This window comes from Serratia sp. TMDUHS_CL (genome assembly GCF_037137105.1).
In the GTDB taxonomy this organism is placed as follows: domain Bacteria; phylum Pseudomonadota; class Gammaproteobacteria; order Enterobacterales; family Enterobacteriaceae; genus Serratia; species Serratia nevei.
Genome location: NZ_JBBBDV010000002.1, coordinates 361,597 through 385,311, shown reverse-complemented (window position 1 = coordinate 385,311; position 23,715 = coordinate 361,597). Strand labels below are relative to the sequence as shown.

General features: G+C 63.7%; 26 protein-coding genes. 16 read left to right on the top strand and 10 right to left on the bottom strand.

Going from position 1 to position 23,715, the window contains the following annotated elements; all coding sequences use genetic code 11:
* Window positions 1-12 precede the first annotated feature (12 nt).
* The gene (locus tag WCL58_RS05535) at window positions 13-924 is read left to right on the top strand and encodes a LysR family transcriptional regulator (RefSeq protein ID WP_193158839.1); all 912 of its coding nucleotides are present in this window, start codon (window positions 13-15) and stop codon (window positions 922-924) included.
* Here WCL58_RS05535 and WCL58_RS05530 read toward each other — a convergent pair.
* The 4 genes from WCL58_RS05530 to WCL58_RS05515 all read right to left on the bottom strand — a co-directional run bounded on the left by WCL58_RS05530 (window position 912) and on the right by WCL58_RS05515 (window position 3,551).
* Window positions 912-1,088: a hypothetical protein gene (locus WCL58_RS05530; protein WP_016928550.1), complete on the bottom strand. Its 177-nt coding sequence runs from the start codon at window positions 1,086-1,088 to the stop codon at window positions 912-914. The two genes, WCL58_RS05535 and WCL58_RS05530, sit on opposite strands and share 13 nt — an antisense overlap.
* A 106-nt stretch (window positions 1,089-1,194) precedes the next feature.
* A complete protein-coding gene (gene yedA / locus WCL58_RS05525) occupies window positions 1,195-2,115 on the bottom strand; it encodes a drug/metabolite exporter YedA (RefSeq protein WP_060440422.1) in 921 nt (306 codons plus the stop codon).
* A gap of 109 nt (window positions 2,116-2,224) precedes the next feature.
* Window positions 2,225-2,719: a DUF2878 domain-containing protein gene (locus tag WCL58_RS05520; protein ID WP_049200960.1), complete on the bottom strand. Its 495-nt coding sequence runs from the start codon at window positions 2,717-2,719 to the stop codon at window positions 2,225-2,227.
* Between the two features lie 178 nt (window positions 2,720-2,897).
* Window positions 2,898-3,551, bottom strand: coding sequence for a helix-turn-helix transcriptional regulator (locus WCL58_RS05515; RefSeq protein ID WP_060421189.1), 654 nt, complete (start codon window positions 3,549-3,551; stop codon window positions 2,898-2,900).
* 103 nt (window positions 3,552-3,654) lie between these two features.
* Between WCL58_RS05515 and WCL58_RS05510 the strand changes: the two genes are divergently transcribed.
* The 6 genes from WCL58_RS05510 (at window position 3,655) to WCL58_RS05485 (ending at window position 8,238) form a co-directional block, all read left to right on the top strand.
* Window positions 3,655-5,109, top strand: coding sequence for an MFS transporter (locus WCL58_RS05510; protein WP_060440421.1), 1,455 nt, complete (start codon window positions 3,655-3,657; stop codon window positions 5,107-5,109).
* A 30-nt stretch (window positions 5,110-5,139) separates the two neighbouring features.
* Complete coding sequence (locus tag WCL58_RS05505; RefSeq protein ID WP_049200955.1) at window positions 5,140-5,988, top strand: AraC family transcriptional regulator; 849 nt, start codon at window positions 5,140-5,142, stop codon at window positions 5,986-5,988.
* Window positions 5,989-6,059: 71 nt separating this feature from the next.
* Complete coding sequence (locus WCL58_RS05500; protein ID WP_064290268.1) at window positions 6,060-6,770, top strand: AzlC family ABC transporter permease; 711 nt, start codon at window positions 6,060-6,062, stop codon at window positions 6,768-6,770.
* Window positions 6,767-7,078 (top strand): AzlD domain-containing protein, encoded by a 312-nt coding sequence (locus WCL58_RS05495; RefSeq protein ID WP_049200952.1) that lies wholly within the window; start codon window positions 6,767-6,769, stop codon window positions 7,076-7,078. The genes WCL58_RS05500 and WCL58_RS05495 overlap by 4 nt, the downstream gene beginning before the upstream one ends.
* Before the next feature lie 69 nt (window positions 7,079-7,147).
* Window positions 7,148-7,717 carry a helix-turn-helix domain-containing protein gene (locus tag WCL58_RS05490; RefSeq protein ID WP_197658368.1) on the top strand — a complete coding sequence of 190 codons (570 nt, stop codon included), beginning with the start codon at window positions 7,148-7,150 and terminating at the stop codon, window positions 7,715-7,717.
* A 2-nt stretch (window positions 7,718-7,719) separates the two neighbouring features.
* Entirely contained in the window at window positions 7,720-8,238 is a 519-nt protein-coding gene (locus WCL58_RS05485; protein ID WP_141958472.1) for a GNAT family N-acetyltransferase, read from the top strand.
* Between the two features lie 3 nt (window positions 8,239-8,241).
* Here WCL58_RS05485 and WCL58_RS05480 read toward each other — a convergent pair whose 3' ends face one another.
* The 3 genes from WCL58_RS05480 to ompC all read right to left on the bottom strand — a co-directional run bounded on the left by WCL58_RS05480 (window position 8,242) and on the right by ompC (window position 11,218).
* A complete protein-coding gene (locus tag WCL58_RS05480) occupies window positions 8,242-9,072 on the bottom strand; it encodes a 5'-nucleotidase, lipoprotein e(P4) family (RefSeq protein WP_336850691.1) in 831 nt (276 codons plus the stop codon).
* A gap of 17 nt (window positions 9,073-9,089) precedes the next feature.
* Window positions 9,090-9,941, bottom strand: a complete 852-nt coding sequence (locus WCL58_RS05475) for a GNAT family N-acetyltransferase (RefSeq protein ID WP_197827198.1) — start codon at window positions 9,939-9,941, stop codon at window positions 9,090-9,092.
* Window positions 9,942-10,120: 179 nt separating this feature from the next.
* Window positions 10,121-11,218 (bottom strand): porin OmpC, encoded by a 1,098-nt coding sequence (gene ompC / locus WCL58_RS05470; RefSeq protein WP_038880563.1) that lies wholly within the window; start codon window positions 11,216-11,218, stop codon window positions 10,121-10,123.
* Between the two features lie 241 nt (window positions 11,219-11,459).
* On the opposite strand from ompC, the gene WCL58_RS05465 reads away from it, so the two are divergent.
* The 4 genes from WCL58_RS05465 (at window position 11,460) to dinG (ending at window position 15,220) form a co-directional block, all read left to right on the top strand.
* Complete coding sequence (locus WCL58_RS05465) at window positions 11,460-12,116, top strand: glutathione S-transferase family protein (RefSeq protein WP_038880560.1); 657 nt, start codon at window positions 11,460-11,462, stop codon at window positions 12,114-12,116.
* 124 nt (window positions 12,117-12,240) lie between these two features.
* Window positions 12,241-12,573 carry a carboxymuconolactone decarboxylase family protein gene (locus WCL58_RS05460; protein WP_049200944.1) on the top strand — a complete coding sequence of 111 codons (333 nt, stop codon included), beginning with the start codon at window positions 12,241-12,243 and terminating at the stop codon, window positions 12,571-12,573.
* Window positions 12,563-12,955, top strand: a complete 393-nt coding sequence (locus WCL58_RS05455) for a tautomerase family protein (protein ID WP_047728244.1) — start codon at window positions 12,563-12,565, stop codon at window positions 12,953-12,955. Before WCL58_RS05460 ends, WCL58_RS05455 begins: the two co-directional genes overlap by 11 nt.
* A gap of 66 nt (window positions 12,956-13,021) precedes the next feature.
* Window positions 13,022-15,220, top strand: a complete 2,199-nt coding sequence (dinG, locus tag WCL58_RS05450; protein ID WP_033637643.1) for an ATP-dependent DNA helicase DinG — start codon at window positions 13,022-13,024, stop codon at window positions 15,218-15,220.
* Here the strand turns inward: dinG and WCL58_RS05445 are convergent, their stop codons facing one another.
* On the bottom strand, window positions 15,221-15,655 hold the full coding sequence (locus WCL58_RS05445) for an Lrp/AsnC family transcriptional regulator (RefSeq protein ID WP_038880548.1): 435 nt from the start codon (window positions 15,653-15,655) through the stop codon (window positions 15,221-15,223).
* Window positions 15,656-15,791: 136 nt separating this feature from the next.
* Between WCL58_RS05445 and WCL58_RS05440 the strand changes: the two genes are divergently transcribed.
* Complete coding sequence (locus tag WCL58_RS05440) at window positions 15,792-16,700, top strand: DMT family transporter (RefSeq protein ID WP_047728241.1); 909 nt, start codon at window positions 15,792-15,794, stop codon at window positions 16,698-16,700.
* 3 nt (window positions 16,701-16,703) lie between these two features.
* On the opposite strand, the gene prpR is transcribed toward WCL58_RS05440, so the two are convergent.
* On the bottom strand, window positions 16,704-18,293 hold the full coding sequence (gene prpR / locus WCL58_RS05435; RefSeq protein ID WP_336850690.1) for a propionate catabolism operon regulatory protein PrpR: 1,590 nt from the start codon (window positions 18,291-18,293) through the stop codon (window positions 16,704-16,706).
* 245 nt (window positions 18,294-18,538) lie between these two features.
* Here prpR and prpB point away from each other — a divergent pair, with 245 nt between their 5' ends.
* From prpB to WCL58_RS05415, 4 genes are all read left to right on the top strand, one after another.
* Window positions 18,539-19,429, top strand: coding sequence for a methylisocitrate lyase (gene prpB, locus WCL58_RS05430; protein ID WP_049200934.1), 891 nt, complete (start codon window positions 18,539-18,541; stop codon window positions 19,427-19,429).
* Between the two features lie 33 nt (window positions 19,430-19,462).
* On the top strand, window positions 19,463-20,626 hold the full coding sequence (gene prpC, locus WCL58_RS05425) for a bifunctional 2-methylcitrate synthase/citrate synthase (protein WP_049200932.1): 1,164 nt from the start codon (window positions 19,463-19,465) through the stop codon (window positions 20,624-20,626).
* 40 nt (window positions 20,627-20,666) lie between these two features.
* Entirely contained in the window at window positions 20,667-22,118 is a 1,452-nt protein-coding gene (locus tag WCL58_RS05420; protein WP_225529068.1) for a bifunctional 2-methylcitrate dehydratase/aconitate hydratase, read from the top strand.
* An 80-nt stretch (window positions 22,119-22,198) separates the two neighbouring features.
* Entirely contained in the window at window positions 22,199-22,828 is a 630-nt protein-coding gene (locus tag WCL58_RS05415) for a LysE family translocator (protein WP_048321374.1), read from the top strand.
* Here WCL58_RS05415 and WCL58_RS05410 read toward each other — a convergent pair.
* A complete protein-coding gene (locus WCL58_RS05410) occupies window positions 22,825-23,664 on the bottom strand; it encodes a helix-turn-helix transcriptional regulator (RefSeq protein WP_197783553.1) in 840 nt (279 codons plus the stop codon). The two genes, WCL58_RS05415 and WCL58_RS05410, sit on opposite strands and share 4 nt — an antisense overlap.
* Between the last annotated feature and the right edge of the window lie 51 nt (window positions 23,665-23,715).

Sequence of the window (23,715 nt, the reverse complement as noted above, 5' to 3'; positions counted from 1 at the left end):
GAAGGGAAACGCATGACCTCATTTGTCGATCTCGAGGTGTTTGTCCGCACGGTGGACGGCGGCAGTTTTTCCGCCGCGGCGCGCGCGCTGGATATAACGCCGGCGGCGGCCAGCATCGCGGTGAAAAGGCTGGAACAGCAGCTGGGCGCGCGGCTGCTGGTGCGTTCCACCCGCAGCCTGCGGTTGACGGAGGAGGGCGCCCGCTATCTCGACAGCGCGCGCCTGGCGTTGGGCGCGTTGGCTGAAGGGGAGCAGGCGATCCGCGAAAAGCATCAGGGGTTGTCTGGGGTGCTGCAGATTTCAGCGCCGTCGGATTTCGGCCGTAATCTGCTGTTAGGCTGGCTGGACGAGTTCCGGCAAGAGCATCCGCATATTCAGCTGCAGCTCCTGATCAACGATCGGCAGGCCGATCTGTTCCGCGAACCGGTGGACGTGGCGTTGCGTTTCGGGGCGCTGGCCGACTCTTCGCTGGTGGCGCTGCCTATTTTGCCGCAGCACCGGCGGCTGATTTGTGCCAGCCCGGATTATCTGCGGCGGCATGGCGTGCCGCAAACGCCGGCCGATCTGGCCCGGCACAGCATTCTGGTGTATCAACCCAGTGGCAAACGGCAGGTGGAATGGCGGCTATGGCGCGGTGAGGAGCTGGTCGAAGTGCCGCTGAACGGCAGCTATTTTACCGATGACGGCGAGATCGCGCGGCGCTGGGCGCTGGCCGGCCACGGGGTGGTGCGCAAGTCGGCGATCGACGTGGTGGCGGATATTCGCGCCGGGCGGCTGGTGCAACTGCTGCCGGAATGGCGCAGCGACGCGGTGCCGATCAATCTGGTCTGCCCGCATCGCTCGCAGGTGTCGGAACGCGTCAGGCAGCTGCAGCGCTTTTTACAGCAGCGCTGCCAGCGTTGGATGGACGATCACTTGGCCTGAAGGGTTTCGGTTTGCGCCGGCGTGGCGGCGGCATCCCCGGCAGGCGCGCTTTCTTCGTGCGGGGTAGTAGAACGGGTGTAGATGTTCAGCCCGGCGAGAAATACGCCGCCCAAAGAACCGAAGGCGCACAGGGCGATGACGATGACGAACGCTTTTTTCAGCATAGGAATAATTTCGCAGGTTGCTTGGAACAGCGGGAATTATAGCCCCTTCACCGGGTGAAACAAGAATCGTTTTTAACGGCGGCCCACAGACCGCCTTTTGCGATCGCTACCGTTCGCTGTCGATGGCCTGCACGCGGGCCGGGCGGGCGAACAGGTATTTCCCCAGCGTCACCAGCACCACCGCCGCCACGATGATCGCCAGCGCCAGCCACTCGCGCGGCGCCAGCGATTCGCCGGCAAAGCCGATGCCGAGCAGCACCGCCACCACCGGGTTGACGTAGGCGTAGCTGGTGGCGACCGCCGGGCGCACGTTCTTCAACAAAAACATATAGGCGCTGATCGCCAGCATCGAACCGAAGACGATCAGGTACCCCAGCGCCAGAAAGCCGCTGGTGCTCGGCATCTGAGTCAGGTGTTCGCCGCTCAGCTGGCTGGCGACCAATAACACCACGCCGGCGACCAGCATCTCCGCCGCGCCGGCCATCGGCCCGGCCGGCAGCGAGATGCGCGATCCCAATACCGAGCCGAAGGCCCAGCTGGCCGACGCCAGCAAAATGAGCAGCGCGCCGGTCGGGTTGCCCACCAGGTTGTTGCCGGTGTTGAGCAGCACGATGCCCACCAGCCCGAGCGCGATGCCAGCCCATTCCAGTTTGGTGTTGCGCATGCCCCACAGCAGGCTGAAGCAGAGGGTGAACAGCGGCACCGTCGCCACCATCACCGCGGCGATGCCGGACGGTACGTGTTGGTGCTCCGCTACCGTCACCAGGCCGTTGCCCACCGCCAGCAGCAGAATGCCGATGACGCCGGCGGCCAGCCACTGCTTCGGCGTCGGCAGCGCGTGGCCGCGCCAGGCCAGGAAGCTGAACAGCACGATGCCGGCGGTCAGAAAGCGAATGCCGGCCATCATCAGCGGCGGCCACTGCGCGACGCCGAGGCGGATGACGAAATAGGTGGAACCCCAAACGATATATAACGTGAACAACGCCCCGATCAACGGCAGGACGCGACGGCTTGGTTGGCTAAGCATAGGATTGTATTTTGCAGGGATGATTATTATTAGAACGCTCAGTAAACCCGATCGGGCAACCGATAAGCAATGGCCTTCGGCATTATTTTTCCCGGCCGCTGCCCGCCGTTCAGCTGTCCCGTCGTTTCCACTGCAGCCAGCTGACGGCCGGCAGATAAATCGACCAGCCGACGGCCAGCAGCAGCAGCATGAACTCCGGCGGCACGCCGGGCAGCAAGGCGTCTAGCTTCCAGGATACGGCGTAGGCGAAGGGGCCGACGGCGGCGCCCAGCACCGCCAGCGGCCAGGGGGCCGCTCTGACCACGTCCAGCAACCAATACCACCAGCAGCCGAAACCGATCCAAAGCGCGATGGCCCAGAGCGGCAGGCCGTGTTGCCCGCTGTAGTGCAGCACGCCGCTGTAGCTCCAAAGCCCATCCATGCCGATGCCGCCCAAGGCGGCCAGGGCCGCGCCTTTACGGCGGGCGGCGGGGGTAAAAATCAGCGCCAGCGCCGCGCCGGCCAGCAGTATGCCGTTGAGCCGATCGCGAGTCAGCAGCGCCAGCAGCCAGCAGACGCCCAGTCCCAGCGTCGCCAGCCAGAATCCGGCATGCGGCTTCTTCATCGTTCAACTCCCGTGGGGTTACTCTGCCGCTAGCGCGCCAGGCGCCGGCGGATTTCTCAGGGCGGGCGCGAGGCCCGCTGTTTGCCTGAATGTTCGTTAATTCAACCTTAGAAGGGAAGGTGCGGGGTGCACAAGCAGAATAATCTGTACCGGTTGAAAACGTGGGCAAAAACCGGTGTTACAGGAGCGAAATGCGGTAGGCGCAGCGCCGCGAGCCGGCCAGAATGTGTTCGGCGCGCTCTACCTGCGCCTGCAGCACTTCGGTGAAGATACTCAACTCCGCCCGGCAGAAGCCCTGGCAGACGGTGGCGGCGGCGCAGATCGGGCAGTGATTTTCCACCAGCAGATAGGTACCGTCCTCTTCCTGGCGCCATTCGGCCATATAGCCTTCGCGGCAACGGATCTCGGTCAGGCGCGCCACGCGCTCCTGCAGATCGGCGGCGCCGATCATCGCCTGCTTGTAGTTGATGCGGTTTTCCTGCTCGCGGGTCTCGATCAGCACATCGAGCGCCTGTTCGCCCAGCTTGTCGCGCACGGTGCGCAGCAGCTGCACCGTCAGATCCGCATGGGTGTCGGGAAAGCGCGCGTTGCCAGCCGAGGTCAAATGCCACAGCTGCACCGGGCGGCCCACGCCGCGCGTTTCCGCCACCGCTTCGACCAGTCCCTCTTTCGCCAGCTTGACGAACTGCTGGCGGGCCGCCTCACCGGTGGTGCCGAGCACCTTTCCTGCGTCAGAAGCTTGCTGCGGGCCGCGGGTTTTCAATAGCGTCAGCAAGCGGTCACTGACCGATTGTGCGGTGCTGCCGCTATTTTCCAAGTTTATTCTTGACATATTTCTCCGCCTCGCCCTAACTTATTCCAAGATAACTCTTGTTAAATTTAACGCAATCTCATGACCAACTCAATGCCATTCCTCTGAAAACAGGACGACAACCGTGATAACCCATGACGATAGCCGCTGGAGCGACCTCTTCTCCGGCAAAAATGCGGCCAGTGCGATCGCGCTTTCGCTCGGCGTAGCGCTGCATGCCATCAATATTCTGGTCGCCACCACCATTCTGCCCTCGGTGGTGCAGGATATCGGCGGGCTGGATCTCTACGCCTGGAACACCACGCTGTTCGTGGTGGCGTCGATCCTCGGCTCCGCGCTGTCGGCCCGCTTGCTCAGCGGCTACGGCGCGCGCAGCGCCTATCTGGTGGCTTCGCTGTTCTTCATCGCCGGGGCGGCGCTGTGTGCGCTGGCGCCGAGCATGCCGGTGATGCTGATCGGCCGCACGGTGCAGGGCTTCGGCGGCGGGCTGATCTTTGCGCTCTCCTACGCGATGATCAACCTGGTGTTCGAGCAGCGATTGTGGCCGCGCGCCATGGCGCTCATCTCGGCGATGTGGGGCATCGCCACCCTGGTGGGGCCGGCGGTGGGCGGCATTTTCGCCGAGCTGCACGCCTGGCGTTGGGCCTTCGGCATTCTGCTGCCGATCATGGCGCTGTACGCCGCGTTTACCTTCCTGATCCTGCCCAAGGGCAAAGCGCAGCAGGCGGCCGCGCCGTTGCCGGCCGCCCAGCTGCTGCTGCTGACCGTGGCGGTGCTGGTGGTGTCCGCCGGCAGCCTGGCACACAGCGCCTGGATCAACCTGGCGGGCATCGCGCTCTCGCTGCTGCTGATGGCTTGGCTGCTGAAGCGTGAAGCGCACTCGAGGGCCCGTCTGTTACCGCACGGCGCACTGCGGCGCGGTTCATCGTTGGCGGCGCTCTACATCACGACCGCGTTGCTGGTGATCGGCATGACCAGCGAGATCTTCGTGCCGTATTTCCTGCAGCTGCTGCACGGCCAGTCGCCGCTGATCTCCGGCTATATCGCCGCTGCCATGGCCGCCGGCTGGACGCTGTCCGAGATCCTCAGCTCCGGCTGGCGCGGGGCGGGTATTCGCCGGGCGATCGTCAGCGGGCCGCTGTTTGTGCTGGTGGGGCTGCTGGCGCTGGCGATCCTGATGCCGGTGCCGTCCGGTGGCCACTGGCAGGCGCTGGCGCCGATCGTCATTGCGCTGTTGCTGGTGGGATTCGGCATCGGTTTCGGCTGGCCGCACCTGCTGACGCGCATTTTGCAGGTGGCGCCTGAGGCGGACAAAGACATCGCCGGCGCTTCCATTACCACGGTGCAGCTGTTCGCCACCGCGTTCGGGGCGGCGCTGGCCGGGATGACGGCCAATCTGGCGGGGCTGAACGATCCGGGCGGGGCGGTGGGCGCGGCGTCGGCGGCGCGTTGGCTGTTCCTGGCTTTCGCGCTGGCGCCGCTGCTGGCGGTGTTCAGCGCCTGGCGCTGCGCGGCGATCGCGCCGCCGGGCGCCGAGACGGGCAATTTTGTACAAACCCCGCCCTCGCGTGAGTGCTAGAATGGCGCTCATTCAGCGGAGGTAGGCAAGATGAAGGTGGAAGGCGCAGCGCGCAAAGCATCCCGGGAACAGGCCCATTTCATGCACGTCGACGATCTCGGCGGGCTGGAAGTGCTGCAGGCCACCTACCGCCGCCAAACCTTCTCGCGCCACAGCCATGAAGGCTTCTGCGTGGGCGTCATCGACGACGGCGCCCAGCGTTTCTACCGCACCGGTGGCGAACACGTGGCGCCGCTGGGCAGCATCATTCTGGTCAACGCCGACGACATCCACACCGGCAGCTCCGCCACCGAAGAGGGATGGTCGTATCAGGCGATGTACCCGACGCCGGAGCTACTGGCGTTTTTGTCGCGCGATCTGAAAACCGGCGCCGGCGCGACGCCTTATTTCCCCAACCCGGTGGTGCACGACGTCGGCCTGGCCGGCCAGCTGCGGATGGCGTTCAGCCTGCTGCGCAGCGATGAGAACCGGCTGATGAAAGAGACCATGGTGTTCTCGGCGCTGACCTGGCTGATGCTGCGGCACGGCAAAAGCCGCATCGATCCCACGCCGCAGAGCCGGGCGCAAAGCCAGGTGGCGCGGGTGAAAGCCTTTCTCGACGATTTCCCCGAGGCGGACATTTCGCTGCTGGAGCTGGCGGAGCGAGTGGCGCTCAGCCCTTATTACCTGCTGCGGCAGTTTCAGCAGGCCACCGGTCTGCCGCCGCACGCCTATCAAATTCAGGCGCGGCTGCGCAAGGCGCGCGGCATGCTGAAGGCCGGCAGCAGCGTGCTGGACAGCGCGCTGAGCTGCGGTTTTCACGATCAAAGCCATTTCCACCGCCATTTTCGCAAGTCGATGGGCATCACGCCGGGCGACTACGTCAAATCGCTGAAATAACCGGGCAATCGGGTGCAATACCCGTGTGCGCCTGCGCCGTAAGCTGGCTTCTTCAATCAAAGGAGAAGCCCATGACTGATTCAATCCCCCTCATCACGCCGCCGTCTGCCCGCCTGCGCCCCGCTCTGCAGGGTGGGGTGGCGATCTTGCCGCTGTGCCTGGCGGTGGTGCCGTGGGGCATACTGGCGGGCTCGATGGCCCTGCAAAACGGCCTGACGCCGGCACAGGGGCTGGGCATGTCGGCCATCGTGTTCGCCGGGGCGGCGCAGCTGGTGGCGATGGGCATGATCAAGGGCGGCGCCGGGCTGCTGGCGATCCTGCTGTCGACCTTTTTCGTCACCGCCCAGCATTTTCTCTATGCGCTGCGGCTGCGGGAGCGCATTGCGCCGCTGCCGTTACGCTGGCGGCTGGCCCTGGGATTCTTGCTCACCGATGAACTGTTTGCGCTGACCGGCGAACAGGCGCCGGCGCGTTTCGACCGCTGGTATGCGCTGGGCGCCGGGCTGACTTTTTACCTGTGCTGGTTTCTCTCCACGCTGCTCGGCATCGTAGCCGCCGGCAGCGCCGGGGATCTGGACGGTTATGGGTTGGATTTTTCCATCGCCGCCACCTTTATCGCCATCGTGGTGCCGCTGGTGCGCAGCCTGCCGGTGTTGGCCTGCGTGCTGACCGCGCTGCTGCTTTCCATTGTGTTGCACCATTTCCAGACGCCGGGCGCACTGGTGATCGCCACCGTGGCGGCGATGCTGGTCGGGCTGCTGTGCAGCGGGGGGCGCCGATGATCTGGCTGACGATAGTCTTGATGGGGCTGGTGGTGTTCTTCAACCGCTACTGCTTTTTGGCGCCGGGATTGCCGCTGCGGTTATCGCCGCGCGTTAAAACGCTGCTGAGCTTTTCCGTGCCGGCGGTGCTGACGGCCATTTGCGGGCCGATTATCGCCTTCAGCGGCGACCAGCTGCGCGCCGCGCCGGATAACCCTTACCTGTGGGGGGCGGTGTTTGCGGTGATATTGGCGTTCTTTCTGCGCAACATGCTGGCGGTGGTGTTGCTGAGCCTGCTGATATTTATCGCGCTGCGCGGCATTTTTTAAAATTCGCTTGCCACATCTCTAATTTGAGATTATTTCTCTTATATGGGATTTTTCGGCGGAGTGTGAGCGATGGATAACGGTTTGGAGACGGCTGACCTGAGGTTGGCGCAGCGGTTGGCGGATTTGCGCCAGCAGCAGGGGTGGTCGCTGGAGGAGCTGGCGCAACGCACCGGCCTGAGCCGGGCGACGCTCTCGCGGGTGGAGCGCACCGAAACCAGCCCGACGGCGTCGCTGCTGAACCGGCTGTGCGCCGCCTACGGGTTGACCATGTCGCGCCTGCTGAGCGAAATCGAAGACGAACCGCCGGAGCTGCTGCGGCCGCCGCAACAGCCGGTATGGGTCGATCGCGCCAGCGGTTTTCACCGTCGCTCCGTTTCCCCGCCTGCCGCGCTGTATAAGGCCGAATTTATCGAAGCCCGGCTCGATGCCGGCGCGCAGATCGATTACGACCTGCCGTCGATTCCGGCGCTGGAGCATCACCTCTGGCTGCTGTCCGGGCAGCTGGAGCTGACGCTGGAAGGGCGTGTTTTCCAGCTGTCGCCCGGCGATTGTCTGCGCTACCGCCTGTTCGGTGCTTCCCGTTTCCATGTCCCCGGCGATGAGCCGGCCCATTACACGCTCGTTATCTGCAGGCCATAGCCATGATTGAATTACAACAGTGGGACGCCGACGCGGCGCACAACGCCCTGGCCGACCTGGCCGAAATGCTGCACGCCAGCGTGGCGCACGGCGCCAGCATCGGTTTTGTCATGCCTTTTACGCTGGAACAGGCGCGGGCGTTTTGGCAGGGGTTGCTGCCGGCCCTGGCGCGGGGAGAGCGCGCGATGCTGGTGGCGCTCGCGAACGGGCGGCCGGTCGGCACCGTGCAGCTGCTGTTGGCGATGCCGGACAATGGCCGCCACCGGGCGGAAGTGGTCAAGCTGATGGTGCACCCGCAGGCGCGGCGGCAGGGCGTCGCGCGGCTGTTGATGCAGGAAGTGCAGGCGCTGGCGGCGCGTCATCGCCGCAGCCTGTTGGTGCTGGATACCCTGAGCGGCAGTGCGGCACAGGGGTTGTACTGCCAATTGGGGTTCGAAGCGGCAGGTGACATCCCACAATACGCCCGCGCCAGCGACGGCGGGGCGTTGGAGGCCACCTGCTATATGTACAAACTGCTGTGAGGCTTAGCGCCCGCGCCAGGCTTTGATCGCCTGCTGGCGCACCTGCAGCTTCTGCTGCGGCGTCAGCTTGTTGTAATCGCGGGCCAGCCCGCTTTCCCAATCGCCGTACATCGGGTTGGGCAGCACGATGAATTCGGTGCCGAACTTGCCCTGGTTCTCGCTGACGAACGCCCGGCGCTGCGCATTGTCCTGGTGGTAAGTCGCGGCGCCGAAGTCGTTCAGGTTATCGCCCGCGTACACCACGATGTCATAGCCGGCTTGTTTGATGGCGTCGAAGCGCGCCTGCTTATTGGAGGTGTCGGTGCTGAGCAGCACGGTCTTTTCCGACATGCCGGTGAAACCGAGCTTCTGCATGTTGGCCACCGTGGCGGCGTACTCGCTCTGCTTGCGGTTCGATACGTAGAACATCGTCCCCTGATGGGTATTAACGTAACGGGCAAACGACACCGCGCCCGGCACCGCGCCGGCCTGTTCGGCCTGCGTCCATTGGGCCCAGGTGGCGCCGTCGTACGGCTGGCCCTGCTGCGCCTGCCAGCCGGAGTAGGCGCTGTTGTCCAGCATGGTTTCATCCAGATCGACCACCACCGCCTTTTTACGGCCCGGCGCGGCCTTGGCCTGATCGAAGGCGCGCTGCGCGCTGTTGAACGCCTGATGCGCCAACGCCTGGTATTCGCCGGACTGTTGGAACCAGTTCACCGCCAGCACCGACTGATCCGCCAGCCGTTGCTGGGCCTGGGCGTCGGTGTGCGGCGGCTGCGCGCAACCGGCCAACGTCAGCAGCGCGACGCCGACCGCCGCGCCGAGGGTGAGTTTCCTTGCCTGTCTTCCTGCCATCGTTATCTCTCTCGGTTTTATTCTTGTGGGCTGTCCAGCAGCATATCCATCTCGAACTGGCGCAGGGGATCCTGCCGCCAGCCAAGATGCGTAAAGAAGGGGGCCGCCACCTCGGGCACAAAGACGTTGGCGGTCAGCGGCAAAGGGGCGAACCGCGTTTGCAGGGCGGCCAGCAAGGCGCGCGCATGCCCCTGGCCGCGGTGCTGCGGCGGCACGTAGATCAGGCGCAGCCAGCAGTGCTCGGCGCCGGGCATCACCACGGCGTAGGCTTGACGATTGAGCGTATAGGCCTGCGGTTTGCCCGGCAGCTTGAACAGCGATTCGGGGGCGATCAGCCAGGGCAGGTCGGTGGCGCCTTCCGCCGTCAGGCGATGGCTGACGGTCAGCGGATCGACTGCCTGCAGCGCCGCCGTGCCTGGCGGCGCTTCCGCCGGCGCCTGATGGCCGGTCAGGGTGCGCACGATGCGCAGCCCGGCGCGATGATACAACGCCAGCGCGGCTTCGTTGCCTTCGATCACTTCCAGCGACAGCCGTCGGTCGCCGCGGTGGCGGGCATCCGCCACCAGCCGCTGCATCAGCGCCTTGCCCAGCCCCTGGCCGCGCATCTCCGGGCGCACGGAAAAGGCCGCAACCCGGCTGTGCCGGCCGCGGCGGGCGATCAGCGCCACCGCCACCGGTTCATGGCGGTGGGTGACGATCAGGCTGTCGTTCAGGCTGAGATCCTCAGCGCCGAAGCGGGCGGCGAAGGTCGGCCCGTCGAGCACGAAGCGCACGATGTAGTTTTCAAAACAGTGGTTGAGGATGTTTGCCAGCTCGTCGCTGCTGTAGCGCAGGGCGTTGTGGTAGTCGAAGCGTCCGTCGTTATGCATGGCTGATTCCGCTCGGGGGGAAAGCTATACATGTAGACCCGTTTGTTTTGCAAGGCAAGCGGGGGCATTCGTTGGCGGGAAAATAAAAACAAAAAAGCCGGACGCAGCCGCCCGGCGAAATAAAACTCTGGGTATCAAGTGACGCTAAAGTTTGCAGTGGTGGTTATTCATTCATCACATCAGAACTGGTAGGTCAGGGCGACGGCAATCACGTTGTCGTCTTTCAGACCCAGCTTGTTATTGCTGTCGAGCTGGTTGATTTTATAATCGACATAGGTCGACATGTTCTTGTTGAAATAGTAGTACGCGCCGACATCGATATATTTCACCAGGTCGGCATCGCCGATGCCTTCAATATCTTTGCCTTTCTGCTGAACATAGCCCAGCGATGGGCGCAGACCGAAATCGAACTGATATTGCGCAACCAGTTCCAGGCCTTCTGCTTTATTGGCGAAGCCGCTGACGGAGGTGGAGCGGTTATTGATGGTGGCGGTGCCGGAAATAGGCGCGATGTTGCGGCTTTCCGAGTAGGTGGCAGCCAGGTAGACATCGTTGTTGTCGTATTTCATACCGGCGGCCCAGATATCGGCCTTGTCGCCTTTGCCGAAGGTGCCCGCTTTCTGGCTGGCGGTACGGTTGGAAGAGGCATAGGCGGCGCCCACACTCAGGCCGTCGATAATTTCATAGCTGGAGGAAAGGCCCCAACCGTCGCCGTTCGCCTTGCTGGCGGAGCGGCCGTCGTTTTCGTTCTTGCCCTGGTACTGCACGGCGAATTTCAGGCCGTCAACCAGACCGAAGAAGTTGTTATTACGGTAGGTGGCAACGCCGTTGGTGCGGCCGTTCATGAAGTTGTCGGTCTTGACGTAAGCATCGTCGCCGAATTCAGGCAGCATATCCGTCCAGGCGCCGACGTCGTAAATAATGCCGTAGTTGCGACCGTAATCGAAAGAGCCGAAGTCTTTATATTTCAGACCGGCGAAGCCCAGACGCGTTTTAGTGTCTTTGGTGCCGTCGGATTCAGAATGGTTGGCGGCGATCTGATATTCCCACTGGCCGTAACCGGTCAGCATGTCATTAATCTGAGTCGCGCCTTTAAAGCCGATACGGACGTAGGTTTTATCACCGTCGTTGCCGGCATCATCGGAGAAATAATGCAGGGCTTTCACACGACCGTAAAAATCGAGTTTGTTGCCGTCTTTATTGTAGATTTCTGCTGCCTGTGCCGCTTGCGCAAGTAAAAGTGCCGGAATAATAACGGCCAGAAGATTACGTTTCATGAGTTACCCTGCTTTATTCGATTGAAAGACGCTTATCATCAGTTGCATTGCTGTTTTACTGTGCCGCCTGATTGTTTGCGGCGGAGAATTTTTACCGTAGTAATGTGATCTATTTATGACAAAAAATTCATTTTCATGTCGAACGATTAAAAAAGTCGCGCAAAGGGTGAATTTTTTCTTCAGCCGATGGTCGGCGGCTGGTCTACAGTTACCGATACCTTGTTCCGCTGCGGGAGGAATCATGCACGATACTTATACTTTGTTCGGTACGCAGGGCTGCGGCTCGACGATCGTGGCCGCCGCGTTGGCGTTGACCGCTTTCCCCTGGGGCTATGAGGAAGTGGACTACACGCAGGACGGCCCGGAGCGCGATCGCCTGCTGGCGCTGAACCCGCTGGGTCAGGTGCCTACCTTGGTGTTGCCCAATGACGAAGTGATGACGGAGAGTGCGGCGATTATTCTGCTGCTGCACGATCGCGCACCGCATGCCGAGCTGGCGCCGCCCGGCGGTTCGCCGCTGTTGCCGCGTTTTCTGCGCTGGCTGCTGTTCATCAACGCGGAGATTTACCCCACCTTCACCTATGCCGACCATCCGCAGCGCTGGCAGCCGCAGGCGGCGGGGGCGGAACAGCTGAAAAACGCGGTAATGGCTTATCGCGAGCGTTTATTGCAGCAGCTGAACGCCGCCGCCGGCGCAGCGGGCCCGTGGTTTCTCGGCAAGAGCTTCAGCGCGTTGGATCTGTACGTGGCGGTGATGTGCCACTGGCGGCCGGGTCGCGCGTGGTTCCGGCAACACTGTCCGCGGCTGTACGCCATCGCTGAACGGGTGGAACAGCGGCCGGAGCTGAATGCGCTGCTGAGCGCGCAGTTCGACGGCGTTGCCCCGCTGGAATCCTGAATCCTCCCCGCCGCCCGGCGGGGAACCCTCCCGTTTTTCTGAACCGAGACTGCCGAAAATCCCGATTTTCACTCGTTGCGGCGGCGGGTAGCGTAAGGCTATCCGCAACTGACAGGAGAGTGTGATGCCATCAGAATCCCAGGCCGGGCAACAGGCGTTCGGCGATATTGCCCCCAAGCTGGCGCAGCTCAGCGACCGAGTGTTGTTTGACGATATTTGGCAGCGGCCGGCGCTGAGCCCGCGCGAGCGCAGCCTGATTACCGTCGCCGCGCTGGTGGCGCTCAACCGCGTGGAACAACTGCCGTTTCACCTGCAGCTGGCGCAGCGCAACGGCGTGACGCGTCAGCAGCTGGCCGAGCTCATCACCCATCTGGCGTTCTACGCCGGCTGGCCCGCGGCGGCGTCGGCCGTGGCGCGCCTGCGCGAGCTGGAACAGGAGGCCAATCATGCCGTTTAGCCGTATCGCCCTGCATCAGGGCAAGTCCGCCGACTATCTGCAAACCCTGTCCGACAGCCTGCATCAGGCGCTGGTGGAGGCCTTTGAGGTACCGCCGACGGATAAATTTCAGGTGATCGATCAATACCGCCCCGGTGAGCTTATCTACGATCGCGACTATCTCGGCGGGCCGCGCAGCGCGGATTTCGTGCTGTTTTACATCACCGCCGGGCGGCCGCGCGACACCGACACCAAGCGGCGCTTCTACGGGCGGCTGGCGGCGCTGCTGGCGGAAAACCTGCGGCTGCGCCCCGAGGATGTGATGGTGGTGATCACCACCACCCAGTTGGACGAGTGGTCGTTCAGCGCCGGGCGTGCCTCGATGATCGATCCGCAGACGTAACTCGGGCTGACGCCGCGGGCGGTCTGTGGGACAATAGCGCCATCATTTCGTTTAGATAAGAGTTGAATGGCGCTCTCCTCCGCAGTTAAAGATCAGATTGGCCAGTGGTACAAAGCCCTGCAGCAGCAAATACCGGATTTTATTTCCCGCGCGCCCCAGCGCCAGATGATCGCCGAGGTGGCGAAGACGCTGGCCGGTGACTACCCGCGCCATCTGGCGATCGAGGCGCCGACCGGCGTCGGTAAAACGCTGTCTTACCTGATCCCGGGCATCGCCGTCGGGCGGGCGGAGAGCAAACCGCTGGTGGTCAGCACCGCCAACGTGGCGCTGCAGGATCAGATCTACAGCAAAGATTTGCCGCTGCTGAAGAAGATTATCCCCGATCTGAAATTTACCGGCGCCTTTGGCCGTGGGCGCTACGTGTGCCCGCGCAACCTGGCGGCGATGAGCACCGACGTCAGTCAACAGGGCGATCTGACGCTGTTCCTCGACGACGAGCTGGCGCCGTCCAGCGGCGAAGAGCAGGCGCTGTGCCAGAAGCTGACCAAGGCGCTGGCTCGCTTCGAGTGGGACGGGCTGCGCGATCACTATCAACAAAGCATCGACGATCCGCTGTGGGCCAAGCTGAGCACCGACAAGGCCAACTGCCTGGGGCGCAACTGCCACTACATTCGCGAATGCCCGTTCTATATTGCCCGCAAAGAGATCGAGAGCGCCGACGTGGTGGTGGCTAATCACGCTCTGGTGATGGCGGCACTGGAGACGGAGTCGGTGCTGCCGAACCCGAAAGAGCTGCTGCTGGTGTTGGACGAAGGCCACCATTTGCCTGAGGTGGCGCGCGACGCGTTGGAGATCGACGGGGAAATTACCGCGCTGTCGACCAACCTGCAGCTGGACATGATCGTGCGGCAGGTCGAGCAGTGCATGACGCAGTACCGGCCGAAGAATCCGCCGGGGCTGGCCAACAGCGAGCGGCTGAAGAACCATTGTGAGGAGCTGCGCGAGCTGGTGCAGATCTTCGAGCATCAGGTCAGCGCTTACCTGCCCGGCGACAGCGTGGCGGCCGAGCACCGTTTCGAGATGGGCGAGCTGCCGGCGGAGATGGTGGAGAGCTGCGCGCGGCTGTTCAAACTGACCGATGCGCTGCGCGGGCTGGCGGAGTTCGTGCTTAACGATCTCACCGAGCAGACCGGCAAGCATGACATCGTGCGCCTGCACCGGTCGATCATTCAGATGAGCCGCACGCTGGGCTATCTGGAAGCGATGAGCAAGCTGTGGCGGCTGGCGGCGCTCGACAAGTCGTCCAACGCGCCGATCTCCAAATGGGTCACGCGCGAGCTGCGCGATAACGTTACCCATCTCTACCTGCACTGCGTCGGCATCCGCGTCAGCGACCAGCTGGAGAAGCTGCTGTGGCGCAAGGTGCCGCACGTGGTGGTCACCTCGGCCACGCTGCGTTCGCTGAACAGCTTCGCGCGTTTGCAGGAGATGAGCGGGTTGAGCGAGAAGGCCGGCGATCGCTTCGAAACGCTCTCTTCGCCGTTCAATCATGTCGAACAGGGCAAGATTGTCATTCCGCAAATGCGCTATGAACCGGCGCTCGCCAACGAGGCGGAGCACCTCGAGGAGATGGCGCGATGTTTCCGCGCCGAGCAGGCGAGCGGCAAACACAAAGGCATGCTGATCCTGTTCAGCAGCCACCGGGCGATGCAGACTTTCCTCAGCTACGTGACCGATCTGCGGCTGATGCTGCTGGTGCAGGGCGACCAGCCGCGCTACCGGCTGGTGGAAGAACACCGCAAGCGGGTGGAGAAGGGCGTCGCCAGCGTGCTGGTGGGGCTGCAATCGTTCGCCGAAGGGTTGGATCTGAAAGGCGAGCTGCTGACCCAGGTACACATTCACAAAATTGCGTTCCCGCCGATCGACAGCCCGGTGATCATTACCGAAGGCGAGTGGCTGAAATCGCTGAAGCGCTATCCTTTCGAAGTGCAGAGCCTGCCGAGCGCCTCGTTCAACCTGATCCAGCAGGTCGGCCGCCTGATCCGCAGCAACCAATGCTACGGCGAGATCGTGATCTACGATCGCCGGCTGTTGACCAAAAACTACGGTTCGCGGCTGTTGGCGTCGCTGCCGGTGTTCCCGATCGAACAGCGCGCGGTGCCGGAGGCCGACAAGGCGCATCTGGCGGCGCTGAAATCCGCCGCCGACGCGGCCAAAAAAGAGAAGAAGCGCGGCAACCCGTTTGCCCGCAAGCGGCGGCGTTAATCAGAGCAGCGGCGGCAGGCGGCGTTTGACCGGCGTGGTTTTCACGATCGAGGTGTTGCTCTGCGCATGCTCGGCCAGCCGATCGAGGGTGTGGTCGAGCTGTTCCATCGAGTGCGCCACCAGCCGCACGATAAAGCAGTCTTCGCCGGTCACCTTATCGCACTCGACCACTTCCGGGATCGCCTGAATCAGCTGTTCAACCTTCTTCAGCATGCCCGGCAGCGGCTTGATACGCACCAGTGACTCGAAGGCGTAGCCCACCGCCTGCAGATTGACGTTCAGGGTATAGCCCTGGATCACGCCGCTTTCCTCCAGCCGCCGCAGCCTTTCCGACGTGCTCGGCGATGACAGCCCCACCTGCGCGCTCAGCGTCTTCAACGACGCGCGTGCGTCCTGCGCCAAAAGAGTCAGGATCTGGCGATCGATATCATCCATAACGCCTCCGTTAGGTATTTTCTTTATTATAGCTACGAGAAAAAGGCAGTTAAGCATATCTGCCTTTTTTATGCCATGGAAAGCCGCCCCGCGAAGCCGCAAGCTATGCCTCTGGGCAAGTTTGGAGGAACGCAGAATGAATGCAGAGATAAAACGCGGCTCGCTGGAGATGACGGCGGCGATGTTGATTTCCGGCTCCATCGGCTGGTTTGTGCTGATGTCCGGCCAGCCGGTGGTCAACGTGGTGTTTTGGCGCTGCGCGGTGGGGGCGCTGGTACTGCTGGCGGTGTGCGGCGCGCTGGGGCAGCTGCGGCGCGATGCGCTGACGCGCGCCACGCTGCTGCTGGCGATCGCCGGCGGCGTCGCGCTGGTGATCAACTGGCTGCTGCTGTTTGCCGCCTATTCCTATGCGTCTATCTCCATCGCCACGGCGGTGTACAACACCCAGCCGTTTATGCTGGTGGGGCTGGGGGCGCTGTTTCTGGGGGAGCGGCTGACCGCCCGCAAGCTGCTGTGGCTGGGGCTGGCGTTCGGCGGCATGATGCTGGTGGTGCTGGCGCAGCCGCGGCAGGCGGGGGAACAGAGTCATTATTTGGCGGGCATCGCGCTGGCGCTCGGGGCGGCGTTTTTCTACGCCCTGATGGCGCTGGCGGCCAAGCGGCTGAAGGGCACGCCGCCGCATCTTATTGCGCTGATCCAGGTGGCGGTGGGGGCGGTGATGCTGTTGCCGCTGGTGGATTTCCACGTTTCGGCCAGCGTTGGGCAGTGGGGAATGCTGGCGACGCTCGGCGTGCTGCACACCGGCCTGATGTATGTGTTGATGTACGGCGCCCTGCAGAAGCTGCCGACCAACCTGATCGGCTCACTGTCGTTCATCTACCCGGTCGCCGCCATGCTGGTGGATCGCCTGGCGTTTGGCCACCGCCTGTCGGCGTGGCAGCTGCTGGGCGCGGCGATCATTCTGCTGGCGGCGGCGGGCATGAACCTGCTGGGCGAGCGGCGAGCGCGGCTGCTGCCGGCCTCGGACGGCCGGCGCGCCGGCTGATGCTCAGTTCGTTTTTTTCAACCGGCGCCATAAGGTGGTGCGGCTGATCCCGAGCAACCGGGCGGCGGCGGCGTGGTCGCCCCCGCACCGCGCCAGCGCTTCGTGGGCGGAGAGGGGCGCTACCGGCGTCTCGGGCGGCGTGCCCGTCGCCAGCTCCGGCAGCAGCCAGCGCAGCGTCTCGCCGCTCGGCGCGGCGCCGGTGCTCAGCATCAGCGCCACCCGTTCCATCATGTTGCGCAGTTCGCGCAGGTTGCCGGGCCAGGCGTAATGATTCAGCGCGGCGTAACAGCCTGTCATGGCGGCGCGCAGCGGCTCCGTCAGCGGTACGTCGAGCACCGCCAGTGACCGTTTCAGAAAGTGTTCCGCCAGCATCGCGATATCGTCGCCGCGCGCCCGCAGCGGCGGCAGCTGCAGCCGCAGGGCGCTCAGGCGGTAGAACAGATCGGCGCGAAAGTCGCCCCGTTGAATCGCCTGCTCCAGGTGGTTGTGGGTGGCGCTGATGACGCGAAAGTCGACCGCCACTGGCTGCTGCCCGCCGACCCGGGTGACGGCCTTCTCTTCCAGCGCGCGCAGCAGCCGGGTTTGCAGGTGCAGCGGCATTTCGCCGATCTCATCCAGAAACAGGGTGCCACCGTTGGCGGTTTCCAGCAGCCCGCGTCGGCCGCCGCGCCGTGAGCCGGTAAAGGCGCCTTCCTCATAGCCGAACAGCTCCGCCTCCAGCAGCGATTCGGCGATGGCGCCGCAGTTGATGGCGACGAACGGCGGCGTCGCGCCCCTGGCCGGTGCGCCGCGCCGGGAAAAGTATTCCCGGTGGATCGCCTGCGCCGCCAGCTCCTTGCCGGTGCCGGTTTCTCCTTCAATTAATACCGCCGCCGGCGAGCGGGCGTACAGCATGATGGTGCGCCGCGTTTGCTCCATCTGCGGGGACTCGCCCTGCAAATCGTCCAGCCCGTAGCGCGGTTGCAGGGTATTGCGCGCGGCGTAATCGCCGCCGCGTTTGCTGCCGCCCCGCATCAGGCGCGTCACGTCCAGCGCATCGCTGAAGGCGGCGCGCAGGGTGGCGGCGGAATAGAGAAAAATGGCGGTGAGCCCGGCCTCTTCCGCCAGATCGCTGATGAGGCCGGCGCCGACCACCGCCTGAATGCCGGCGGCTTTCAGCTCGGCGATCTGGCCGCGCGCATCCTCTTCGGTGACGTAGCTGCGCTGCTCCAGCGGCAGATCGAAGGTTTGCTGGAACTCCAGCAGCGCGGGCAGAGGGGTCTTATAGGTGATGACGCCGATCCGATCGGCGGTTCTGCGCGCCTTGCTCAGCGCCTGCAGCAGATCGAAACCGCCGGGCTTGACCAGGATGACCGGCACCGACAGCCGGCTTTTCAGGTAGGCGCCGTTGGAGCCGGCGGCGATGATGGCGTCGCAAGGCTCGGTTGCCAGGCGGGCGCGGATGTGCTGCACCGCCTCCTCAAAGCCGAGGCGGATCGGGATGATGGTTGCCAGATGGTCGAACTCGAGGCTGATGTCCCGGAACAGATCGAACAGGCGGGTGATGGAGACGGTCCAGATCACCGGTTTGTCCGGCGTGACGTGATCGCTCATGGTGGGTTACCAAATGGAAGTGGCTGCATTAGGTGTAGCCCGGTTTCAGTGATGTTTCAAATTTACTGTGTGAAACAACGATTGAAACGTTAACTGAAACGTTTTTTACCCCTTTGCCAGGCTAATGGCGCTGAAGGTGTTGTAACTCACTTATTTTTATCGCGTTTAATTTTTCCCCTTACCGAAGTACAACCTGGCCCGCCCCTTGCTCTGTCTGTTTCATCTGGCTAATCGGAGAAAACGTCATGACGCTGCGCTCACCCGGGCTCGCCTTTCGTCAGGCCCTGAGTAAAGAAAAACCCCTGCAAATCGCCGGCGCGATCAACGCCAACCATGCGCTGCTGGCCCAGCGGGCCGGATTCCAGGCCATCTACCTTTCCGGCGGCGGCGTGGCGGCCGGTTCGCTGGGGCTGCCGGATCTGGGCATTTCGACCCTGGACGATGTGCTGACCGACATTCGCCGCATCACCGACGTTTGCCCGCTGCCGTTGCTGGTGGATGTGGACAGCGGTTTCGGCGCTTCGGCGTTCAACGTCGCCCGCACGGTGCGCTCGGTGAGCAAGGCCGGGGCGGCGGCGCTGCATATCGAAGATCAGGTCGGCGCCAAGCGCTGCGGCCATCGCCCCAATAAGGCCATCGTCTCCACCGAAGAGATGGTGGATCGCATCAAGGCGGCGGTGGATGCGCGCAGCGATCCGGACTTTGTGATCATGGCGCGCACCGACGCGCTGGCGGTGGAGGGGCTGGAGGCGGCCATCGAGCGCGCTCAGGCTTACGTGGCGGCCGGGGCCGACATGCTGTTCCCGGAAGCGATCACCGAACTGGGCATGTACCGCCGCTTCGCCGAAGCGACGCAGGTGCCGATCCTGGCCAATATTACCGAGTTCGGCGCGACGCCGCTGTTTACCACCGACGAACTGCGCAGCGCCCAGGTGGATATGGCGCTGTATCCGCTGTCGGCCTTCCGGGCGATGAACCGCGCGGCGGAGCGGGTATACCGTGCCCTGCGCGAAGAGGGCACGCAGAAAAGCGTCATCGACACCATGCAGACCCGCAACGAGCTGTACGAAAGCATCAACTACTATTTGTTCGAAGAGAAACTCGACGCTCTGTTCGCTCGCCAGCGCGACGAATAAGCGCCATTCACGCAGAAGCCAAACGAGGACAGTATGAGCCAAGCGATCCCTCCGCAAAGCCCGACTGGCGATAAGCCGAAAAAATCCGTGGCGTTATCCGGCGTGCCCGCCGGGAATACCGCGCTGTGCTCCGTAGGGCGCAGCGGCAACGATCTGCACTACCGCGGTTACGACATTCTCGATCTCGCGCGCCACTGCGAGTTTGAAGAGGTTGCCCACCTGCTGATCCACGGCAAATTGCCCAACCGCGATGAGCTGCAGGCCTACAAACACCGTCTCAAAGCGCTGCGCGGCCTGCCCGCCAGCGTGCGCACGGTGCTTGAGGCGTTGCCTGCGGCGTCTCACCCGATGGACGTAATGCGCACCGGCGTCTCGGCCCTTGGCTGCACGCTGCCGGAAAAAGAGCAGCACGGCGCGGCCGGCGCGCGCGACATCGCCGACCGGCTGCTGGCGTCGCTGGGATCGATGCTGCTGTATTGGTATCACTACAGCCACAACGGCGAGCGCATTCAGCCGGAGACCGACGACGATTCCATCGGCGGCCACTTCCTGCACCTGCTGCACGGCGAAGCGCCTTCCGCCAGTTGGGAACAGGCGATGCACGCTTCCTTGATCCTGTACGCCGAGCATGAGTTCAACGCCTCGACCTTCGCCGGCCGGGTGATCGCCGGCACCGGATCCGACGTCTATTCGGCGATCGTCGGCGCCATTGGCGCGCTGCGCGGGCCGAAACACGGCGGCGCCAACGAGGTGTCGCTGGAGATCCAGCAACGCTATGAAACGCCGGACGAAGCGGAAGCCGACATTCGCCGCCGCATCGACAACAAAGAGGTGGTGATCGGCTTCGGGCACCCGGTGTACACCGTCTCCGATCCGCGCCATCAGGTGATCAAAGAGATCGCGCTGCGCCTGTCGCAGGAAGCGGGGGCGATGAAGCTGTATGACATCGCCGATCGGTTGGAAAGCGTGATGCGCGACACCAAAAAGATGTTCCCCAACCTCGACTGGTTCTCGGCGGTGTCTTATCACCAGCTGGGGGTGCCCACCGAAATGTTCACGCCGCTGTTTGTCATGGCGCGGGTGAGCGGTTGGTCGGCGCACATCATCGAGCAACGGCAGGACAACAAAATCATTCGCCCGTCCGCCAACTATACCGGGCCGGAAGCGCGGGCGTTCGTACCGCTGGATCAGCGCTGAGCGCCGATCGTTATTCACTATGGAGCCTTTGGGAATCATGATGCTTGAGTCTGCCAATACCCGCCGTCCGCCGTTCGATCGCGAAATGGTCGATATCGTCGATTATGTGATGAAAGAGGCCGTCGATACCCCGGCGGCGTACCGCACCGCCCACTATTGCCTGCTCGATACCCTCGGCTGCGGGCTGGAGGCGCTGAGCTATCCGGCCTGCAAGAAACTGATGGGGCCGGTGGTGCCGGGCGCCGAGGTGCTGAACGGCAGCCGGGTGCCGGGCACCCGCTTCCAGCTGGATCCGGTGCAGGCGGCGTTCAATATCGGCGCCATGATCCGCTGGCTCGACTTCAACGACACCTGGCTGGCGGCGGAGTGGGGCCACCCGTCGGACAACCTGGGCGGGATCCTGGCGGTGGCCGACTGGCTCTCGCGCCAGGCGGTGGCGGCGGGCAAGGCGCCGCTGACCATGCGGCAGGTGTTGATCGCCATGATCAAGGCGCATGAGATCCAGGGCTGTCTGGCGCTGGAAAACGCCTTCAACCGGGTGGGGTTGGATCACGTGCTGCTGGTGAAGGTGGCGTCTACCGCGGTGGTGGCGCAGCTGCTCGGCCTGAGCCGGGCGGAGATCCTGAACGCGGTGTCGCTGGCGTGGGTGGACGGGCAGTCGCTGCGTACCTATCGCCACGCGCCGAACGCCGGCACCCGCAAATCCTGGGCGGCGGGGGATGCGACCGCCCGCGCGGTGCGGCTGGCGCTGATGGCCGCCACCGGCGAGATGGGCTACCCCTCGGCGCTGACGGCGCCGACCTGGGGGTTCTACGACGTCTCTTTCAACGGCAAGCCTTTCCGCTTCCAGCGGCCGTACGGCGCGTACGTGATGGAGAACGTGCTGTTTAAAATTTCGTTCCCGGCGGAGTTCCATGCCCAGACCGCCGTGGAGGCGGCCATGACGCTGCACCGCTTGATGCAGGCCGCCGGTAAAACCGCCGCCGACATCGCCAGGGTGAGCATCCGCACTCACGAGGCTTGCCTGCGTATTATCGACAAGCAGGGGCCATTGGATAACCCGGCGGATCGCGATCACTGCATTCAGTATATGGTGGCGATCCCGCTGCTGTTCGGCCGGCTGACGGCGGCGGACTACGAGGATCGGGTGGCCGAGGATCCGCGCATCGACGCGTTGCGCGGCAAGATCCACTGCCATGAAGATCCCGTCTTCACCCGCGATTATCACGATCCGGAAAAACGCTCGATCGCCAATGCGCTGACGGTGGAGTTCGCCGACGGCAGCCGCCTGGATGAGGTGGCGGTGGAGTACCCTATCGGCCATGCGCGGCGGCGCGAAGAGGGCATCCCACTGCTGATCGAGAAGTTCAAAACCAACCTGGCGCGCCAGTTCCCGGCCCTGCAGCAGCAGCGTATTCTCGAGGTGTCGCTGGACCGGCAGCGGCTGGCGCAGATGCCGGTCAACGAGTATCTCGATCTGTGGGTGATCTGACGCGAGGCGGCGCTGACAAGCCACGTCGGCGTCGCTATGATGGATGCTTCATTCCCCTCCATCTTCTTATCAGGTGATTCATGATTGATGCCGCAACGCTGTTGTTGTTTTCCGGTGCCTGCGTGGCGCTGGCGCTGACCCCCGGCCCGGATATGCTGTTGATCGCTTCGCGCAGCGTCAGCCAGGGGCGGCGCGCCGGTTTCGCTTCGCTGGCGGGCATTCAGCTCGGCACGTATTGCCACGCGTTGGCGGCGGCGCTGGGGTTGTCGCAACTGTTCGTCGCCGTGCCGCTGGCCTACGACGCGGTAAGAATGCTCGGCGCCGCCTATCTGCTCTACCTGGCGTGGAAAACGCTGCGATCCGGCAGCAGTTTGCAGGCTTCCGCCGGGTTGCAGGCGGTGCCGACGGCGCGCATCTTCCGCCAGGGGCTGTTCACCAACATCCTCAACCCGAAAATGGCGCTGTTCGTGCTGGCGCTGTTCCCGCAGTTTATCGATCCGCGTTCAGGCTCGGTGGTGGTGCAGATGCTGGCGCTGGCGACGGTGCTGAATCTGGTGGGGTTGCTGATTAACGGCGGGGTGATCCTGGCGGTCAGCGGCATGAAAAGCCGCTTCGCCGGCCGCCGCTTCAGCGCCCGCTGGCCGAACTACCTGCTGAGCGGGGTATTCGCTGGGCTGGCCTGCAAGCTCATTTTCGACAGCCGCCGCTAACCCTCGCGCAGCAGCGCTTCAAATGCCGCGCTGGCCGGTTCGTCCGGCAGCGCGCTGTACATCACCAGCCGCAGGTGATTCTCTTCGTCGACGATGAAAGAGGCGTGGTCAAAGGTGACCGGGCCGATCTCCGGGACGATGAAGCTGCGCCGCCCCTGGCAGCGCCCGTGGATATCGTGCTGCCGCCAGAGCCGGCGGAACGGCGGCGATACCCGCTCCAGCGCCTGTACCCGTTGGCGCATTACCTCATCCTCCGGCGCGCGGGCATAGTCGCGGCGGAAGCTGGCCAGGATTTGCGGCGCCTGCGCCTCCCACTCCAACAGGCGCGCATTAAGTTGCGGATCGGCAAACAGCATCCACAACATGTTGCGCTCTTCCGCCGGGCGTTCGCCGATGGCGAACAGTCGCTGCGCCGCCGGGTTCCAGGCGATGATATCCCAACTCAGGTTCATGACGTAGGCCGGCCGCAGCACAAGGTCGTCCAGCAGCCGCCGTACCAGCGGCGAGGCCTGGCACCACTGATGGCCGACCGGCACCGGCGGCCGCTGATGCGCCAATAAAAACAGGTGGTAGCGGCCGGCGGCGTCGAGCTGCAGCACCCGCGCCAGGTTTTCCAAAAATGCCACCGACGCATTGATTTCCCTGCCTTGTTCCAGCCAGGTGTACCAGGTGAGGCCGACGCCGGCCAGCGCCGCGACCTCCTCGCGCCGCAATCCCGGCGTGCGGCGGCGGCTGCCGCTCGGCAAACCGACCGCCTGCGGCGACAGCTGTTCTCGCTTTTGACGTAGAAAATCCGCCAGTTCGTGGCGGGTGCGCTCGAGGGTGCGTGGGGGCATGGCGGCCGTCCTGTTGCTGTCAGTAATAGTATAAATGGCTATATAGTAACA

What these genes read in the sequence shown, in the direction of transcription:
- WCL58_RS05535 (WP_193158839.1), top strand. Translation starts at nt 13, where the DNA reads ATGACCTCATTTGTCGATCTCGAGGTGTTTGTCCGCACGGTGGACGGC.
- WCL58_RS05530 (WP_016928550.1), bottom strand. Translation starts at nt 1,088, where the DNA reads ATGCTGAAAAAAGCGTTCGTCATCGTCATCGCCCTGTGCGCCTTCGGT.
- yedA (WP_060440422.1), bottom strand. Translation starts at nt 2,115, where the DNA reads ATGCTTAGCCAACCAAGCCGTCGCGTCCTGCCGTTGATCGGGGCGTTG.
- WCL58_RS05520 (WP_049200960.1), bottom strand. Translation starts at nt 2,719, where the DNA reads ATGAAGAAGCCGCATGCCGGATTCTGGCTGGCGACGCTGGGACTGGGC.
- WCL58_RS05515 (WP_060421189.1), bottom strand. Translation starts at nt 3,551, where the DNA reads ATGTCAAGAATAAACTTGGAAAATAGCGGCAGCACCGCACAATCGGTC.
- WCL58_RS05505 (WP_049200955.1), top strand. Translation starts at nt 5,140, where the DNA reads ATGAAGGTGGAAGGCGCAGCGCGCAAAGCATCCCGGGAACAGGCCCAT.
- WCL58_RS05500 (WP_064290268.1), top strand. Translation starts at nt 6,060, where the DNA reads ATGACTGATTCAATCCCCCTCATCACGCCGCCGTCTGCCCGCCTGCGC.
- WCL58_RS05495 (WP_049200952.1), top strand. Translation starts at nt 6,767, where the DNA reads ATGATCTGGCTGACGATAGTCTTGATGGGGCTGGTGGTGTTCTTCAAC.
- WCL58_RS05490 (WP_197658368.1), top strand. Translation starts at nt 7,148, where the DNA reads ATGGATAACGGTTTGGAGACGGCTGACCTGAGGTTGGCGCAGCGGTTG.
- WCL58_RS05485 (WP_141958472.1), top strand. Translation starts at nt 7,720, where the DNA reads ATGATTGAATTACAACAGTGGGACGCCGACGCGGCGCACAACGCCCTG.
- WCL58_RS05480 (WP_336850691.1), bottom strand. Translation starts at nt 9,072, where the DNA reads ATGGCAGGAAGACAGGCAAGGAAACTCACCCTCGGCGCGGCGGTCGGC.
- WCL58_RS05475 (WP_197827198.1), bottom strand. Translation starts at nt 9,941, where the DNA reads ATGCATAACGACGGACGCTTCGACTACCACAACGCCCTGCGCTACAGC.
- ompC (WP_038880563.1), bottom strand. Translation starts at nt 11,218, where the DNA reads ATGAAACGTAATCTTCTGGCCGTTATTATTCCGGCACTTTTACTTGCG.
- WCL58_RS05465 (WP_038880560.1), top strand. Translation starts at nt 11,460, where the DNA reads ATGCACGATACTTATACTTTGTTCGGTACGCAGGGCTGCGGCTCGACG.
- WCL58_RS05460 (WP_049200944.1), top strand. Translation starts at nt 12,241, where the DNA reads ATGCCATCAGAATCCCAGGCCGGGCAACAGGCGTTCGGCGATATTGCC.
- WCL58_RS05455 (WP_047728244.1), top strand. Translation starts at nt 12,563, where the DNA reads ATGCCGTTTAGCCGTATCGCCCTGCATCAGGGCAAGTCCGCCGACTAT.
- dinG (WP_033637643.1), top strand. Translation starts at nt 13,022, where the DNA reads ATGGCGCTCTCCTCCGCAGTTAAAGATCAGATTGGCCAGTGGTACAAA.
- WCL58_RS05445 (WP_038880548.1), bottom strand. Translation starts at nt 15,655, where the DNA reads ATGGATGATATCGATCGCCAGATCCTGACTCTTTTGGCGCAGGACGCA.
- WCL58_RS05440 (WP_047728241.1), top strand. Translation starts at nt 15,792, where the DNA reads ATGAATGCAGAGATAAAACGCGGCTCGCTGGAGATGACGGCGGCGATG.
- prpR (WP_336850690.1), bottom strand. Translation starts at nt 18,293, where the DNA reads ATGAGCGATCACGTCACGCCGGACAAACCGGTGATCTGGACCGTCTCC.
- prpB (WP_049200934.1), top strand. Translation starts at nt 18,539, where the DNA reads ATGACGCTGCGCTCACCCGGGCTCGCCTTTCGTCAGGCCCTGAGTAAA.
- prpC (WP_049200932.1), top strand. Translation starts at nt 19,463, where the DNA reads ATGAGCCAAGCGATCCCTCCGCAAAGCCCGACTGGCGATAAGCCGAAA.
- WCL58_RS05420 (WP_225529068.1), top strand. Translation starts at nt 20,667, where the DNA reads ATGCTTGAGTCTGCCAATACCCGCCGTCCGCCGTTCGATCGCGAAATG.
- WCL58_RS05415 (WP_048321374.1), top strand. Translation starts at nt 22,199, where the DNA reads ATGATTGATGCCGCAACGCTGTTGTTGTTTTCCGGTGCCTGCGTGGCG.
- WCL58_RS05410 (WP_197783553.1), bottom strand. Translation starts at nt 23,664, where the DNA reads ATGCCCCCACGCACCCTCGAGCGCACCCGCCACGAACTGGCGGATTTT.